The 16,232-nt window shown below is 61.2% G+C and carries 19 protein-coding genes; 14 read left to right on the top strand and 5 right to left on the bottom strand.

All coding sequences use genetic code 11. From position 1 onward, the window contains the following. Positions 1–7: 7 nt before the first annotated feature. From JTP94_RS29885 to JTP94_RS29860, 6 genes are all read left to right on the top strand, one after another. Positions 8–1,894, top strand: coding sequence for an ABC transporter ATP-binding protein/permease (locus JTP94_RS29885; RefSeq protein ID WP_204854040.1), 1,887 nt, complete (start codon positions 8–10; stop codon positions 1,892–1,894). A gap of 136 nt (positions 1,895–2,030) precedes the next feature. Further along, the gene (locus JTP94_RS29880) at positions 2,031–2,729 is read left to right on the top strand and encodes a phosphatase PAP2 family protein (RefSeq protein WP_204854039.1); all 699 of its coding nucleotides are present in this window, start codon (positions 2,031–2,033) and stop codon (positions 2,727–2,729) included. Between the two features lie 186 nt (positions 2,730–2,915). Beyond that, positions 2,916–3,473, top strand: a complete 558-nt coding sequence (locus JTP94_RS29875; RefSeq protein WP_246755425.1) for an orotate phosphoribosyltransferase — start codon at positions 2,916–2,918, stop codon at positions 3,471–3,473. Between the two features lie 202 nt (positions 3,474–3,675). After that, entirely contained in the window at positions 3,676–4,374 is a 699-nt protein-coding gene (locus JTP94_RS29870; protein ID WP_204854038.1) for a phosphatidylserine decarboxylase, read from the top strand. Between the two features lie 20 nt (positions 4,375–4,394). Then, the gene (gene pssA, locus JTP94_RS29865) at positions 4,395–5,255 is read left to right on the top strand and encodes a CDP-diacylglycerol--serine O-phosphatidyltransferase (protein WP_034507804.1); all 861 of its coding nucleotides are present in this window, start codon (positions 4,395–4,397) and stop codon (positions 5,253–5,255) included. Positions 5,256–5,582: 327 nt separating this feature from the next. Beyond that, positions 5,583–5,723 carry a hypothetical protein gene (locus JTP94_RS29860; protein WP_204854037.1) on the top strand — a complete coding sequence of 47 codons (141 nt, stop codon included), beginning with the start codon at positions 5,583–5,585 and terminating at the stop codon, positions 5,721–5,723. 79 nt (positions 5,724–5,802) lie between these two features. Here JTP94_RS29860 and JTP94_RS29855 read toward each other — a convergent pair whose 3' ends face one another. Continuing rightward, entirely contained in the window at positions 5,803–6,567 is a 765-nt protein-coding gene (locus JTP94_RS29855) for an SOS response-associated peptidase (RefSeq protein ID WP_204854036.1), read from the bottom strand. Between the two features lie 43 nt (positions 6,568–6,610). After that, the gene (locus JTP94_RS29850; protein ID WP_047639162.1) at positions 6,611–6,931 is read right to left on the bottom strand and encodes a YnfA family protein; all 321 of its coding nucleotides are present in this window, start codon (positions 6,929–6,931) and stop codon (positions 6,611–6,613) included. Between the two features lie 139 nt (positions 6,932–7,070). Here JTP94_RS29850 and JTP94_RS29845 point away from each other — a divergent pair, with 139 nt between their 5' ends. From JTP94_RS29845 to JTP94_RS29815, 7 genes are all read left to right on the top strand, one after another. Further along, the gene (locus JTP94_RS29845) at positions 7,071–7,508 is read left to right on the top strand and encodes an NUDIX hydrolase (RefSeq protein ID WP_204854035.1); all 438 of its coding nucleotides are present in this window, start codon (positions 7,071–7,073) and stop codon (positions 7,506–7,508) included. Between the two features lie 76 nt (positions 7,509–7,584). Then, positions 7,585–8,013 carry a TIGR02301 family protein gene (locus JTP94_RS29840; RefSeq protein ID WP_204854312.1) on the top strand — a complete coding sequence of 143 codons (429 nt, stop codon included), beginning with the start codon at positions 7,585–7,587 and terminating at the stop codon, positions 8,011–8,013. A gap of 104 nt (positions 8,014–8,117) precedes the next feature. After that, on the top strand, positions 8,118–8,375 hold the full coding sequence (locus JTP94_RS29835; RefSeq protein WP_034507811.1) for a hypothetical protein: 258 nt from the start codon (positions 8,118–8,120) through the stop codon (positions 8,373–8,375). 16 nt (positions 8,376–8,391) lie between these two features. Further along, positions 8,392–9,147, top strand: a complete 756-nt coding sequence (locus JTP94_RS29830) for a hypothetical protein (protein WP_204854034.1) — start codon at positions 8,392–8,394, stop codon at positions 9,145–9,147. A gap of 73 nt (positions 9,148–9,220) precedes the next feature. Beyond that, on the top strand, positions 9,221–10,060 hold the full coding sequence (locus JTP94_RS29825) for a folate-binding protein YgfZ (RefSeq protein WP_204854033.1): 840 nt from the start codon (positions 9,221–9,223) through the stop codon (positions 10,058–10,060). Then, positions 10,057–10,674, top strand: a complete 618-nt coding sequence (locus JTP94_RS29820; protein ID WP_204854032.1) for a YfbR-like 5'-deoxynucleotidase — start codon at positions 10,057–10,059, stop codon at positions 10,672–10,674. The genes JTP94_RS29825 and JTP94_RS29820 overlap by 4 nt, the downstream gene beginning before the upstream one ends. Next, positions 10,671–11,204, top strand: a complete 534-nt coding sequence (locus tag JTP94_RS29815) for a tyrosine phosphatase family protein (protein ID WP_204854031.1) — start codon at positions 10,671–10,673, stop codon at positions 11,202–11,204. The genes JTP94_RS29820 and JTP94_RS29815 overlap by 4 nt, the downstream gene beginning before the upstream one ends. Positions 11,205–11,265: 61 nt before the next feature. Here the strand turns inward: JTP94_RS29815 and JTP94_RS29810 are convergent, their stop codons facing one another. The 3 genes from JTP94_RS29810 to JTP94_RS29800 form a co-directional block, all read right to left on the bottom strand. After that, entirely contained in the window at positions 11,266–11,907 is a 642-nt protein-coding gene (locus tag JTP94_RS29810) for an EF-hand domain-containing protein (protein ID WP_246755424.1), read from the bottom strand. A gap of 262 nt (positions 11,908–12,169) precedes the next feature. Next, a complete protein-coding gene (locus JTP94_RS29805) occupies positions 12,170–12,676 on the bottom strand; it encodes a superoxide dismutase family protein (protein WP_204854029.1) in 507 nt (168 codons plus the stop codon). A gap of 142 nt (positions 12,677–12,818) precedes the next feature. After that, the gene (locus tag JTP94_RS29800; RefSeq protein ID WP_204854028.1) at positions 12,819–13,142 is read right to left on the bottom strand and encodes a hypothetical protein; all 324 of its coding nucleotides are present in this window, start codon (positions 13,140–13,142) and stop codon (positions 12,819–12,821) included. 294 nt (positions 13,143–13,436) lie between these two features. Here JTP94_RS29800 and JTP94_RS29795 point away from each other — a divergent pair, with 294 nt between their 5' ends. Beyond that, complete coding sequence (locus JTP94_RS29795) at positions 13,437–16,205, top strand: DUF2339 domain-containing protein (RefSeq protein WP_204854311.1); 2,769 nt, start codon at positions 13,437–13,439, stop codon at positions 16,203–16,205. Positions 16,206–16,232: the final 27 nt, after the last annotated feature.

Raw genomic sequence — 16,232 nt, 5'->3', positions numbered from 1 at the left:
GACGGACATGGCAGACCGCAAGAAAACCATATCGGCGGATTCCAGCAATCCATTGAATACGATCGTTAATCTCTGGCCCTACATGTGGCCGGCCGGCCGCATGGATCTGAAGATGCGCGTCGTCTGGGCGACCGTCTTCCTGTTGGTCTCGAAATTCTTCCTGCTGCTGGTTCCCTATTTCTTCAAATGGTCCGTCGACGCCTTGAACGGCAAGCTCGACATGCAGGGCATCCTGCCGGCCTTCATGGTCGGCGCCATCGCCCTGATCATCGCCACGAACGTTACGCGCCTCATCCAGCTCGGCCTCAACCAGCTTCGCGACGCGATGTTTGCAAGCGTCGGCCAGTATGCGGTTCGCCAGCTCGCCTACCGGACCTTCGTGCACATACACGAGCTGTCGCTGCGCTTCCATCTGGAGCGCAAGACAGGCGGCCTTTCGCGCGTCATCGAGCGCGGCACCAAGGGCATCGAGACCATCGTCCGGTTCACCATCCTCAATACCTTTCCGACATTCATCGAATTCCTGATGACCGCCATCATCTTCTGGCGCGGCTACGGCTTTTCCTATCTCGCCGTGACGGCAGTCACGGTCTGGCTCTATATCTGGTTCACCGTCAAGGCGAGCGATTGGCGCATTTCCATCCGCCGCACGATGAACGACAGCGACACCGACGCCAATACGAAGGCGATCGATTCGCTTCTGAACTTCGAGACGGTCAAGTATTTCGGCAACGAGGAGATGGAGGCCAGGCGTTTCGATCAGTCGATGGCGAAGTATGAAAAGGCCGCGACCGGCGTCTGGACATCGCTCGGCTGGCTGAACTTCGGCCAGGGCGTGATCTTCGGCCTCGGCTCGACGGTCATGATGGTGATCTCCGGCTGGTCCGTTCTCAACGGGCATCAGACCGTCGGCGACTTCGTCTTCATCAATGCCATGCTGCTGCAGCTTTCCGTGCCGTTGAATTTCATCGGTTTCGTGTACCGCGAAATCCGCCAGGGACTGACTGACATCGAGGAGATGTTCGACCTGCTGGAGGTCAAGCCCGAGGTGACAGACGCTGACGACGCAAAGGACCTGGTCATCGGCAACGGCGCCATCTCCTTCAAGGACGTGCATTTCGCATACGATGCTGCCCGGCCGATCCTCAAGGGCATTTCTTTCGATGTGCCCGCCGGCAAGACAGTCGCCGTGGTCGGTCCGTCGGGCGCGGGAAAATCGACCCTGTCGCGCCTTCTCTACCGCTTCTACGACGTGCAGGGCGGCACGATCACCATCGATGGCCAGGACCTGCGCACGGTGACGCAGAAGAGCCTGCGCAAGGTGATCGGCATGGTGCCGCAGGATACGGTGCTCTTCAACGACACCATCGCCTACAACATCCGCTACGGCCGGCCGGGCGCCAGCGACGCGGAGGTGGCGGCGGCGACGGAGATTGCCCAGATCGGCGATTTCATCCGCCATCTGCCCGAAGGCTTCGAAACGAAGGTCGGAGAGCGCGGTCTCAAACTATCAGGCGGAGAGAAGCAGCGCGTCGCGATTGCCCGTACCGTTCTGAAAGCACCGCCGGTTCTGATCCTCGACGAGGCGACCTCGGCGCTGGACACGACGACCGAGCGCGAGATCCAGGCGGCGCTCGATGTCGTTTCCAAGAACCGCACCACGCTGGTCATCGCCCATCGCCTTTCGACCGTGATCGGTGCTGACGAGATCATCGTGCTGAAAAGCGGCGTGATCGCCGAGCGCGGCACGCATGCGGACCTGCTCTCCCAGAATGGGCTCTATGCTTCCATGTGGAGCCGTCAACGCGAGGCCACGCAGGCAGAGGAGCATCTGAAGCAGGTGCGCGAAAACGACGATCTGGGCGTCGTCAACCGACTGGCGCCGGCAAACTGAGTGGAGGCGCTGGATCACCACGTCTCAGCTGGATCGTCACAAGAAACATCGTGCAGAGAGGTTACGCACGGACAACTGTCACGAGGTTGAGATGACAGCTTGCTAGGTACGGGTCTCATTTTAAAGGGAGCCCCAAATGCGTAATTTTGCCAAAGCTTTAACACTGTTGCTTGTTGTCGGTATCTCCTCGCCGGTTTTCGCCGAGGATGCCAAGCCGTTCGCAGATGCCAAGGAGATCAATCTCCTCAATCTGCTGCCGCCGCCGCCTGCCAATGATTCGGCGCAGATGAAGGCCGAGCTGGGCGAAATCCTGACCATCCAGGTTACCCGCACACCGGAAATGGCGGCACGCGCCGTGGCCGATGCGGAAGAGAATGTCTGGCGCTTCTCCGATGTCATCGACAACCCGAAGTTCACCAAGGAAAACCTGCCGAAGTTCTCCGCGTTCTTCGATCGCATCGTCGAGACGGAAGGCGCCGTCGTCGATCCGGCAAAGGATGTCTGGAAGCGCCCGCGGCCGCATCTCTACAGCGATCTCGTGAAGCCGATCGTTCCGCTCTCGAAGTCCGGCTCCTATCCGTCCGGCCACACGACGCTCGGCACGCTGATGGGCATCGTGCTCTCGAACATGGTGCCGGAGAAGCGTCCCGTCATCATGGCCCGCGCCTGGGAATACGGCCATAACCGCGTCGTCGGCGGCATTCACTATGCAACGGACATCGAAGCCGGCCGCATCGCCGGCACCGTCATCGCCGAAACCATCATGACGCATGATGACTACAAGAGCGAATACGAAGGCGCCAAGGCGGAACTACGCGCCGCTCTCGGCCTCTGATCCCTACTCCACGACAGCATTCGCATCCACAAGCCGCCGGATCGTCTCCGGCGGCTTGCCTTTTGCGCATACCGAGCCTGGCAGACACTCGCCCCTTCCCGCCAACAGCACTTCGCGCCACGACCGCTAAAATTATGCGGTTTACGGTCGGATGATTTCGCGCGTATACGCGAGAAGCTTTGCGACATGGGAGGTTTGATTATGGTGGATGGGGTGACTTATACGAAAGACGAGCTCGCGCGGCGCATTGCCGAAGTGGCAACCTTGCAGGGTGAATTCAAACTCCGTTCGGGTCAGATCTCCAGCCGATATTTCGACAAATATCGCTTCGAAGGCACGCCTTCGCTTCTAAAGCCGCTGGCCCGCGCCATGGCTGAGCTAATCCCGGCCGAAACCGCGATTCTGGCAGGCCTGGAACTGGGCGGCATCCCGCTTGTAACAGCAATCTCGCTTGAGACCGGCCTCCCCGCAGCGTTTGTTCGCAAGGAAGCGAAGACCTATGGGACATGCCGGGCAATCGAGGGACAGGATGTTTCGGGTCGCCGCGTCACTTTCATCGAGGATGTGATTACGACCGGCGGCGCAGTGAAAGACGCCTATCACCTGGCGCTTGGCGAGCAGGCATACATCCTTGCCGTCGTCTGCGCCATCTGGCGTGGGGACGGCGCGCCGGCAATCCAGGGTCTTCCGCAACTTTCCGTCCTTCCTGTCTTTGCGAGGGCGGATCTGGAAAACGCCAGGTAAGCGGATGCCGCAGAAGAGAACGGGATTGCGCTGGGGGCGAGCGTGCGAGAGCATTGCTCATGACGGCGTTTGCCTGTAGTCACCGTCGACTGGTAATCAGAGCAAGACCGCTTATCTTGTTCTCATCTTTTGACCGGCATCGTCTCGTTCGGCAACCGGGGTTCGGTTTTCGCGAGGGTGCCCTTAACGGAGTAGGCCGTAGATGAGCTTGTTGAACAGCGTGCGCAACGTCATCGTTCCGGTGCATAAGGAAGGCTATCCCTTCGTTGCAGGTTTCTTCGTCGCGTCGCTGGTGCTCGGCTGGATCTTCAAGCCGCTCTTCTGGATCGGCCTGATCCTGACGCTCTGGTGCGCCTATTTCTTCCGTGATCCCGAGCGGATGACGCCGCAGGACGACGACCTCGCCGTATCGCCGGCCGACGGCAAGGTTTCCGGCGTGCAGATGGTCACGCCGCCGGCTGAGCTCAATCTCGGCACCGAGCCGATGCTGCGCGTCTCGATCTTCATGAACGTCTTCGATTGCCATGTGAACCGCTCGCCGATGCGCGGCCGCATCACCAACATCGCCTATCGCCAGGGCAGCTTCCTCAATGCGGAACTGGACAAGGCCAGCGAGCAGAACGAGCGCAACGGCCTCGTCATCGAAACGAAGCACGGCGAGATCGGCGTGGTGCAGATCGCCGGCCTCGTCGCTCGGCGCATCCTTTGCTTCGTGAACCCGAACGAGCCGCTGGACGCCGGCGAGCGCATCGGCCTGATCCGCTTCGGCTCGCGTCTCGACGTCTTCCTGCCCGAGGGTGCTTCGTCGCGCGTTGCCGTCGGCCAGAGGGCCATCGCCGGCGAAACCGTGATTGCCGAATTCGGCTCGCCGAAGGGCCCGACCGTTAGCCGTCGCAGCTGAGCCCCAGAGAAACGAACGAGATGAAGACGCCTTTTCCGCCTTTCGAGCCGCATGGACCCAATGACGAAGCGCGTGGGCCGCGCCTGCGGGAGATCCCGCTGCGGCTGATCGTGCCGAACATGATCACCGTGCTGGCGATCTGCGCGGGACTGACAGGTATCCGCCTCGCTTTTGAAAATCGCTACGAGCTTGCCGTGGTCGCCGTGCTGGTCGCGGCTTTCCTCGACGGCGTGGACGGGCGTGTGGCGCGGCTGATGAAGGCCACTTCGAAATTCGGCGCACAGATGGATTCGCTGGCCGATATCGTCAATTTCGGTGTCGCGCCGGCGCTCGTCGTCTATGTCTTTCTGCTCGATCAGGCGCACTCGCTCGGCTGGATCGCCGCCTTGATCTACGCCATCGCCGCCGCCTTGCGGCTCGCTCGCTTCAACGTCATGACCGAGCGCGAACACAAGGCGTCCTGGCAATCGGAATATTTCGTCGGCGTGCCCGCGCCTGCCGGCGCCATGCTGGTGCTGCTGCCGGTCTATCTCGGCTTCCTCGGGCTGACGCCGGACAGGACTTTCGCCTATTGGGGCGCCGCCTACACCGTGCTCATCGGCTTTCTGCTGGTCAGCCGCCTGCCCGTCTGGTCCGGCAAGACGGAAGGCAGCCGCATCCGGCGCGATCTCGTATTGCCGATCATGCTCGCCCTTGTCGTCTATGTGGCGCTGCTGATGAGCTATACATGGCATGTCATGGTCGTGACCGTCATCGTCTACCTGCTGTCCCTGCCGCTCGGTGCGCGCTCCTGGGCAAAGAAATACGGCACCTATACCATCAACGGACCGGGCGACCCCGACGTCGACGATTCCAACGACGATATCGGCCGGCATATCTAGCCGGCACGCGAAGCACCCTGAGGTCGGCGCTCCCGTGACGCCATCGTGTGCAACCGCAAGCTTGTAAGCTCCCCTTAGCAATCAAGAGAGCCAGGATGGCCACCGGGCTGTATTGGGGGTTCGTGCAGCCGGGCCTTTTAACGGAATATTAGCATCTCATCAGGATGGATTTCACACGAAGATTCGATGCTAATCTCTCGAAATGTGGTCATTGTTTACAAAACCTGATTGGCAAACGCCTTCGATTTGTCATGATTTGCGACGAGACAGCGATGCACGGCAGTGAATCGGAAAATGCTCCGGGGGAGCATTGGTGAGGAGTTAATCATGACGCAGAAGATAGACGAAGCGGCACAACCGCAGGCAAAGATCGATCCCAGCAAGCTTTATCGGCCGCTCGGCCTGAAAGCCGTTCTTGCGGCCCATCTGATGCTGAAGACCAAGCCTCTCAAGAAGAAAATCGCCTAAGGCCGATCATCGCCGGCCGGCTGCCAAACAGCCATGGCCCGGCGATATATCCCGACGCCGGTCGCCGAATGGCGGCCGATCAAAGAAGGCTTAGCTGGCCATCCTCGGGATCCGTTTTCTTCGGCGACTTTTTGACGGGCTCGACCGTTACCGGCGTTTGCAAGTCCGGCCCCATGTTGGCGACCTTGTTGACCCGATCCGAAACCGGAATAGCTTCGAAAAAATCCTCCTGAACCGGTGTCATCAGATCGACGACATCTCGCGGCTCCTGCGTCTTGCAATCGAGCCAGCGGGCAAAATCCTCCGGCTTGATGACGACGGGCATGCGATCGTGGATCGGGCGCATGGCGCTGTTTGCCGCGGTCGTCAGAATGGCACCGGTATCCACCTCCGAGCCGTCGGCCGACGACCAGGTTTCCATCAGCCCGGCAAAGGCGATGACGCCGCCCCCGCGTGGCCGTATCCAATAGGCTTGCGGTTTCTCACCGCTTTCCTTGGACGGGCGATGCCATTCATAAAAGCCTGAAGCGGGAACAAGGATCCGGCGGTGGCGCATGGCGGCGCGGAAGGATGCCTTGCCGATCGCCGTTTCGGCGCGCGCATTGATCAGAAGCGGAAATTCCTTCGGATCTTTCACCCAGCCGGGCATGAAGCCCCAGCGCACCAAGAGGGCGCGACGATCCGGCAGGTTGCTGCCCGGTTGCTGCCTTTCACCGGATATGACGACGAGGATCGGCTGTGTCGGGGCGATATTGTAACGCGCGGGAAAGTCTTCGCGCAGCAAGACGCCCAGCGCCTCGCCCACGTAGTCTGCCGTCGATGTCAAGGCAAAGCGTCCGCACATGGAGCTTGTTTTGCATCCGGAAAGAGCCGGGTCAAGCAGAAGGTCAGCCGCGTGGACCGAAGAGAATGATCGCTGCACCGGCAAGGCAGATGGCAGCGCCGGAGATATCCCAGCGGTCCGGCAGCCGCCCCTCCGCCAGCCAGAGCCACAGGATGGAAGCAACGATATAGACGCCGCCATAGGCGGCGAAGGTACGCCCGGCGGCTTCGCTCGGCACCAATGCCAGCAGCCATGCAAAGAGTGCCAGCGACACAAGACCCGGCGCAAGCCACCAGATCGGCTTTGCCAGCCGGAGCCATGCCCAGAAGGCGAAGCAGCCGGCAATTTCGGCCAAGGCCGCGAGAGCATACAGTCCGTAGATCATCGCCATGGTCGCCCGCACATTCGGCGCATACGAATCGCCGTCCCTATCGGCAGCGAATTAAAGGGCTTTCCCGGAGGACAGCAAGGCTCGATTCCTGTAGAGGTGTAGACGTCTCATCATGCGAATATGAAACGATCCCATGACTTCCTTTCCCCGGCCCGCCTCCTCCGCCATCCTCGAACGCGACGGCCGATTCCTGCTTGTCCTGCGCAGCAATCCGCCATCTGCCGACATGTATGCTTTTCCGGGCGGCAGGGCCGAAGACGGCGAAACGCCGGCGGATGCGGCGCTCCGCGAGTTCAAGGAAGAGACAGGCATAACGGCGCGCAACCCCCGCCTGTTCGAAACCTATGATCTGCGCTCCCATTCGGCGGACGGAACGCTGACGAGCCATTTCCTGCTGTCGGTCTTCCTCGTCGATGCCGACAAGGACGCGATAGCAGAGGCGGCCGACGATGCCGCCGCCATCGGCTGGTACTCGATGGAGGAGATCCGCGCCCTGCCGGTTCCGGCCAGCGTGCTCGAATGCGTGGAAAGGATTGCGGCGACCAGAACGCAGCCCCCGCCGCCAAATTAACGATGCGAAGCAAAAACGGGGTGGAAAGCACCCCTTATGCCTTGTTCACGTCATGCTTGTCCGCTCAACTGGATACATGAATCACAACCGTTTTGGCCGGCCGCTTCTGATCTGCTTTGCGCTTGCCGCCGCGTTTCCGGCCGCGGCGCAGCCCGCAGCGAACGCGCCGGCACAGACGCCCGACAGCGGGGGTGCCGAACGACCAGCACCCTACGACGAGCAACTGTCCCGGCTCGCCGAAATCCTCGGCTCGGTCGATTATCTGCGCAATCTTTGCGCAGCATCGGCAGACGGATGGCGGGGAGATATGCAGCAGCTGCTCGACACCGAAACCAAGGGCGAGCCGAAACGGAAGGAAAAATTGACCGCCGCGTTCAACCGTGGGTATCGATCCTTTGCATCGGTTTACACGAATTGCACGCAGCAGGCCCTCGTTGCCGAGGAGCAATACCGTAACGAAGGTGCAACACTGGCAACAGAAATCACCGCTCGCTTTGGAAATTAACGATTTATTAACCCCTTTTCGCACCCAGCCGTGTCGTTTTAGGAAAAGGCTGATAAAGTTGTTAAGCAAGTGGTAAGGACATGAACGTCTCGAGGAAAGAATCAATGGAAACCAGCCTGAACGAAATCGACGACATGATCGTCCATGAAAAAATGCAGGCAGCGCTGGAATACCAGAACGAGGCTTGGGCTGACGGCATGGCTGATGGTATCGAGCCCGAGATCATCGCCGACGCTGCCATTGCGCATGCCATTCGCGAGACTATCCGCATACAGGGTGAGCAGGGCGCGGAAGCCTTGCTCGAATCGCTTCGGGAACGCATGCTCGCTGGGGAATTCTCTCCGAATCGTACCCTGCAATAGTAACCAGAGATTGTTTATGCATATGTTTCCGGGCAATGAGTGTCGCCGTTCCATTGCCTCGCTTGCAGCCGTAACGATGATTGCCGGTTCCGTTGCCTTGCCGTTGCCGGCACTAGCCTTCTCGCAGCTCAATCCACCGGCTTCCCAGCCGAACGCTCCAGGCACTTCCGCTCAGCAGAAGAACCAGAAACCTGTCGAGCAAGCACTGGAAGCGCCGTCCACCACACTGCCGACGCCGGATCCGCTGATCAACAAGCAAGCCGACCAGAGCAATGGCGACGCAGCGAACGCGAACAAGTCGGTCGAGTTCCTCTACGACATCAACAAGGCGCCAGAACCGGTGCGAAAGCTCCGTGAGGCGATCGTGGAGGCGGCGGCCTCAGGCGATCTCGAGCGCCTGCGCCCACTGATGAATATCGGCGGCGGTCTCAAGCAGACCCAGGTCACCGCCGACGACCCCGGCGAAGATCCGATCAAGACCCTGCACGACCTTTCGGGCGATCCCGACGGTATCGAGATCCTATCCATCCTCCTCGACATCATGTCGACCGGCTTTGCCCATATCGGCCAGGGAACTCCGGACGAAATCTATGTCTGGCCCTATTTCGCGCAGAAAGATATCAAGACGCTCTCCACGCCGGAGAAGGTCGACCTGATGCGTATCGTCACGGCAGGCGACTACGCCGATATGCTGGAATTCGGCGGCTACAATTTCTACCGCGTCGGCATCACGCCGGACGGCAAGTGGAAATTTTTCACGTCGGGCGAATGATCCGGTCGGGGAACTTGCGGTTCCCGGTCGAAGGCCCTACCTCTGGGTCATAGGCCAAACCAGCGGATCCACCATGCCAGCCGTATTCCTGAGAGACCGTTCCTTCATCCGCGTCGCCGGCGCCGAGGCGGAACCGTTCCTGCACAATCTCATCACCACCGATCTCGTCTCGCTTGGCGCGGACGAAGCGCGACCCGGAGCGCTGCTGACGCCGCAGGGCAAGATCCTGTTCGACTTCATGATCTGGCGAGATGGCTCCGGCTTTCTGCTCGAAACAGACACGGCACAGCGCGACGGCCTGCTGAAGCGGCTCACCATGTACCGGCTGCGAGCCAAGGTCGATTTCGGCGTCGAAGATACTGAAGGTGTCACGGTCGCTTGGGCTGACGAGACAACCGACGGCCCCAGGGATAGCCGCTTCTCCAAGGCAGGCATCACGCTAACGCGCACATCAGGCCAACATGGGGACGATGCCGAGACGCTCTATGACGCGCTGCGGATCGCCAATGGCGTCGCGGTTTCCGGCCGCGATTTCGCATTGCAGGACGCGTTTCCGCACGATGTGCTGCTGGATCTCAACGGCGGCCTGGGCTTCCGCAAGGGCTGCTATGTCGGCCAGGAGGTGGTTTCCCGCATGCAGCATCGCGGCACGGCGCGCAGGCGCGTCGTCATCGTGAGCGGCAATGCCGACCTGCCCGCCTCCGGCACGGAACTCACCGTCGGCGGCAAGCCTGTGGGCACGCTCGGTTCGACCGTAGGCAGCAAGGGCCTTGCCATTGTCCGCATCGACCGCGCGGGCGAGGCGATTGCAGCAGGAACACCCATCCGGGCCGATGATACCGACGTCTCGGTATCGCTGCCTGTTTGGTCCGGCCTCTCCTTCCCTTCCCAGGCCGACGAGGCTTCGGCATGACATCGGCCAAGACTGCGCGCGCCTGGCAGCGCATGCTATCGGGGCGGAGGCTCGACCTCCTCGATCCGTCGCCGCTCGACGTCGAGATCAGCGATATCGCCCATGGGCTTGCCCGCGTTGCGCGCTGGAACGGCCAGACCTATGGCGATCATGCCTTTTCGGTGGCGCAGCACAGCCTCGTCGTCGAAGCCATCTTTCGCCATCTCAACCCGGCAACGCCGGACGAATTGCTGGCGGCGCTGCTGCATGACGCACCGGAATATGTCATCGGCGATATGATCTCGCCGTTCAAGTCCGTGGTCGGCGGCGACTACAAGGCGGTGGAGAAACGGCTCGAAGCGGCGATCTATCGGCGTTTTGCCCTGCCCCCACATTGCGCACCGCAGCTGAAGGACAAGATCAAGAAGGCCGATACGGTCTCGGCCTATTTCGAGGCGACACTGCTTGCCGGCTTTACGCCGGAGGAGGCGCGCAAGTTCTTCGGCCAACCCCGCGACATCACCCGCGAGATGCTGCCGATCGAACCCATGCCGGCAATCGAGGCGCAGCGGCTGTTCCTGAGGCGCTTCGAGGCGATCGAGGCCGAACGCGCCGCCGTGAGGATCGGAGCGTGACGACGATCGTCGTATCGCCGCTGGCACGCATCGCCGAAATGGCCGTTCGCCATGGCGCGCGCGAGATGATCAGCCTGATGGCCAAGGAGCAGGCCTTTCATCGCCCGGCCGTCATCAAGGCGGAACGTCATCTGCTGCTCAACATGAACGATATCAGCTTCGCCGGCACCGGCGATCTCATCGCCCCGCAGGAGGCGCATGTTCGCGCCATCATCGATTTTGCAGCGGAATGGGATCGCGCGGCGCCCTTGCTGATCCATTGCTGGATGGGTGTATCGCGTTCGCCGGCCGCGGCGCTGATCGCCGCCCTTGCCGTTCATCCGGAGGAAGACGATCTGGCGCTCGTCCGCCGTCTGCGCTCGGCCTCCCTTTATGCGACACCAAATGCTCGGTTGATCGCGATCGGCGACGACATGCTCGGGCGCAAGGGCCGGCTGGTCGCAGCGGTCAAGGAGATCGGACGCGGCGCGGATGCTGATGGCAACGCACCTTTCGCCCTGCCATTGGCTGTGCACAGCGACATCCCATGAAAAAACGGAGACTGCGCTTGCGCAGCCTCCGTCCGTATCGCAACAATCCGTCCCCGATGGATCAGGCCGCAGCGCTGCCCGTCTGGTCAAGATCATACTGGCCGTAGGTATTCTGATAGATATTCATCGACGATTGCATTTCGGCGAGGAAGTCGTCCAGCGCGTTATTTTTGGCTGTCGTGGCCAAACTCGTTGCGCTGCTGCTGCCGCTGGACGTCGGTTCCAGGGATAGCATGTCGGCGGCAGAAGCGTCCGAGGGCTTGAGGACATCGAGGCCTTCGGCGAACTGATCCTTCGACAGCGCGCCAGAGCCTTGCGTATCAATGCTTTTGAAAAGGTTTTGGGCGTCGCTTTCGCTCATATCCTTCGGTCGCCCGGCAACGAACTCGTCCGCCGAAACCTTGCCATCCTTATTGGTGTCGAGGCTGGCAAACAGCTGGTCCATGGGCGATTGGTCGGATGAGCCGGCGGTGGACGAATCCGTGCCCGATTGGCTGGCGCCGGTCTGCTGCATCTGCAGCAGCATGGATGCCAGATTGCCGGAGAAAACATCAGTCGCGCTCGGATCGCTGCTGCTGCCGTTGTCCTCGTCGTTGAGGACGCTTGCCGACAGGAGACCGGATTGCGCCGCCTCCTGCAATTCCTGCGCATCCACAATGCCGTCCTGGTTCTTATCAAGGGGACTGTACGAGGCAGCCGTCATGCTGCTTCCAACTGAAGAAACTCCACTCATCCAAATCTCCTAAAGCAAACGCCATCGGCGTGTTCGGTTACCCCCCGGCACACTTATTCATCTGCGGATAGAATAGGTCGATTTGGTCGCGGAATTAAAGATAGGTGTTAATACACCATTAACCCCAATTGACAGCTATCGAATCATATCGCCGATGGGCCTCAGCGCGGCGAAGACAACCCCTGCTACGCACCGGCGACAATAAGGACCCGAATCACCCTTGCCGCCTCAGTTATTGGATAACAGCACAGGCCAGGCGCTTGCCGGCGCCGCCAACGGGCTGACTGCGGTAATCATCCGAGTCGGCATGGATCATCAGCGTCCGGCCGCGAATGCCGTTCTTGCCGTTTAATGACACCATGCCATTGAATACCTGGGCGCGCAGCTTGCCGTCCTGATCGACATATTGGTTGGGCATATCGCCCGCATGCGGTCCTTTGGCGGCAAGGAAACCATGCTCGGCCTTCGTGGGATTGAAATGGCCGCCGGCGGACTCGAATCCGTGCGTGTGCTCGCAGCGGCTGCTTTCATGAATGTGGAAAGCCACCCAGCGATTGGCCGGCAGGCCGGACACTTCCATCTCGATCAACACGCCAGCCTTGCCTTCGGTCAGCGTTGCTCGCCCCGCCTGCTTGCCATCGAGACCGACAAAATCAGCCGTCGCCGTTCCCTGGCCCTGCGCTGCGGCCGGCAAGGCCGCGGCGAGAGTGAGAATTGCAGCGATCATCATCCGTTTCATGGAACAGTTCTCCCTTGCCTGTCACCATCTAACGCTTGGCGGAGACGAGTGTTCCGAGGAGGGGAAATGCGGCTACATCAAATAGATAAGGCGGCCCGCCGGCATACCCGGCTGGCCACCAAAACGCTGCAACGGAAATCTATCAGGCCGCTATACCGCCGACGTCATACTGGCCATAGGTGCTGTTGTAGGCATCCATCGGCGACAGAAGGTCTGTGCCGGACGCAGTATTGGATTGCGGCAACTTGGCCGTGGATGCCGCATCGGCGCTCGGCAATTGCATCAGCTTGGCGATAAGGCCGCCCAATGCGCTCGCGGAGCTTTCAGTATCGGCCTCGAGAATGCCTGGGCGCTCGCCGGCTTGGCGCTCCTCACTGCTGAGGACACCGTCACCATTGGCATCGAGGCGCGCGAGCGTGCCGCGATACGGATATGAACTGTTGGATACGGAAGAAACATGGGACATACAAACCTCCTAGGGTAGGAGCCGCCTCATGCGACGTCGTTTGTACGCAATACATTCAGAGTTGAACTATGTAGCCTTGATAAGCTGCTTTGCTCGGCGCGTAAAGACAAATTGTTAATGAGTATTAACCATAGTTTTCAAGTAGTAAATCTGAATTGTCTAATATTGCTCCCGCACGGCTTTGTCGCGGCTATGGGCATAATCCACTGGAATCATAAGCAAATTTGACTATCTGCCCTTACCGTTCGGGCCGTTTGGTATATTGTGCGGCGGATTGCCCAGGGAGAGGACATGATGGAACTATTGCCGCTCGTCGTCCTGATCGCCGGTATTTTCATACTGCGAGGATACAATCTAAGGATAAAGCGGCTTGAAATGAGCGTCCAGGAGCTGCAAAATGCGCTCGCTGGCAGGGTGCTGACGGCCGACGCGGCCGAATCAGCCCGCGTGACGGAGCCGGCGATCGACGCCGCCGCGGGACCCGCAGCAGCCATCCAAGAGCCACCCACCGAAGCGGCAATCGAAGAACCTGCCGTGGCCGGCATCGAAGAGCCAGCCATCGCCGCGCGCAATACCCCCGACACACTCACGGATGGCACGCTCACGGATGGTGGTCCGGATGTCACGGCGCGGGAAGCGTCGCAGCCGCGAGAGAGCCTGGAAAGCACAATCGGCGCGCGCTGGGCCGTCTGGGTCGGCGGCATCGCTCTCGCGCTCGGCGGCATCTTCATGGTCAAGTATTCGATCGAGAGCGGCCTTTTGAGCCCAGGCGTCCGGCTGGTGCTCGCGGCAATCTTCGGCTTGATCCTCGTCGCGGCGGGCGAAGTCATCCGCCGCCGCTCGGCGCCCGTCCTGGGCAATGCTTTCCAGAACGCCATGATCCCCGGCGTGCTGACGGCAGCCGGCGTCGTCGCGCTGTTCGGATCGACCTACGCGGCCCATGGCATCTATGGCTTTATCGGGCCGGCCACAGCCTTTATTCTTCTAGGCCTGATCTCGCTTGCGACGCTTGCGCTGTCGCTGCTGCACGGACAGGCGCTCGCCGGCCTCGGCCTGCTTGCCTCGATGGTCACCCCTGCCCTGATTGCATCGACAGCGCCGCGGCCTTGGATCCTCTTCGGCTATCTCACTCTGACTTGGCTTGCGACCCTGCTTGCGTCGCGGCTGCGCCGTTGGCTGATTGCTCCGTCCTTTGCCAATGCGCTGCTCAGCCTTTGGCCTTTGCTCTACATTGCCTATAGCGCGATTGTGGACTTCACGCCGGTTACGCTTTCGATGCTGGCCATGATCGGCGGCACCATCTTCATCTGGCCCGGGCGCTACCAGACTGCCGCGATGGGGGATGGCGCGGAGGCCGATCCATCGCAGCCCACGAGCGCAGCTGGCTGGGGCGCGTTCCTTGCCCGACCACCGCTCGGCATGACACTGACGGCGTCGATCGGCGCCCTTGCGGTGTCACTCTGCCTGCTGACCTACAGTCTCCAATATGGATATCCCATCGTCGATGCCACGTTCATGTTCGCGGCGATCGTCGCGGCAGTGGCGGCTTTCGGCGCCGGCCGCCCTCATGCGGGCTGGGCAGCGATCCTGTCAGCCGTCGTCGCCGTCGTCGGCACGCTCGGCGTCCTGACCAACTGGATTGCCGGTGTCGAGCCCAACAGCGCCGACGGCATCGTGACCATGCAGAGCATGGTGCTCTACGAAGCGCTCGGCCTCGGGGCCATCTTGGTGCTGATCGGCGCCTTCTTTCTCAGACGGTTCGCAGAGGGCGAGAAGCCCTTTGCCGCGCTTTGGAGCCTGATCATGGCCGCCGCGCCGCTGGCGATCGCCACGATCACCTTCGTCAACTTCGGCAATTGGACGCTCGACTGGCTGCACGGCCTCTACGGCATCGGGCTAGGCATCACCCTGATGGCGCTCGCGGAATGGCAATATCGCCGCTCGGGCGAAGGGCTGGACCTGCCGACCAACATACTCGCTGCCGGCTCCTTCGGCGCCATGGTCTTTGCCTTGCACATGTTTGCGCATCACGCCGCGCCCACCATCCTGCTGCCGGTCCTCGGCATCGCCTACCTGCTGGCGGGGCGCATGCGCGACTGGCCAGTCCTTCCCTGGACCATGGTCGCCGCATTGGTCATCACCATGGCGCGCATCGCCTGGCAGCCGACCATTGTCGACCCGTCGGAGCTCGGCACGACACCGGTCTTCAACATGCTGCTTGCGGGCTACGGCATTCCCGCCGCACTCGCCGCATGGGCGGCCTTCACGGTCCGTCGCTCTGCAAGTGTCCGGCTGCGTAACGCGCTTCAGGCATTGGCCTCCTTCCTGGTGCTGCTGACGATCGCCATCCTGGTGCGCCACGCCATGAATGGCGGTGTCCTCAACGACGCCGCGCCGACGCTCGGAGAGCAATCGATCTACACGCTGCTGGCGATCGGCGCTTCCGCAACGTTGATGGCCCTCGACCTCAGCGCCGCGAGCCCTGTCTTCCGCTATGGCAGCATGGCTCTCGGCACCCTCTCCGTCATCCTGATCCTGACATTGCATCTGCTGGGACTGAACCCGTTCATCACAGGCGAAAGCACCGGCCGCATTCCGTTGTTCAATCTGTTGCTACTAGGCTATCTCATGCCCGCCGCTGCCTATGGCGGACTGGCGCTCTATGCGCGAAGCCGGCGGCCCCTGCCCTATGTGAGCATGCTGGCCGTTGCCGGGGCGGTCATGGCTTTTGCCTGGGCGACACTATCGGTGCGCCGGCTCTGGCAGGGGGAATATATTCCCTTCTGGAACGGCTTCATCCAGGGCGAACTCTATTCCTATTCCGTCGTCTGGCTGCTGATCGGCATCGCCCTCCTCGGGCTCGGCGCTCGTTTCGAGGCACGGAGCCTGCGCATCGCCTCGGCGGCGCTGGTCTTCATTGCCGTCGTCAAGGCTTTCCTGATCGACATGGCGAACCTCGAGGGCTTCCTGCGCGCCCTGTCCTTCATCGGCCTCGGCGCTGTGCTGATCGGCATCGGCCTGTTCTACCAGAAGATCCTGACACGCAAGAAGACGACAGGGTGATTGCGGCGAATCCCTTGGCCCGGTAGG

This window comes from Martinezella lusitana (genome assembly GCF_016901135.1).
Classification (GTDB): Bacteria; Pseudomonadota; Alphaproteobacteria; order Rhizobiales; family Rhizobiaceae; genus Rhizobium; species Rhizobium lusitanum_D.
This window is presented reverse-complemented; position numbering and strand designations above follow the sequence as displayed.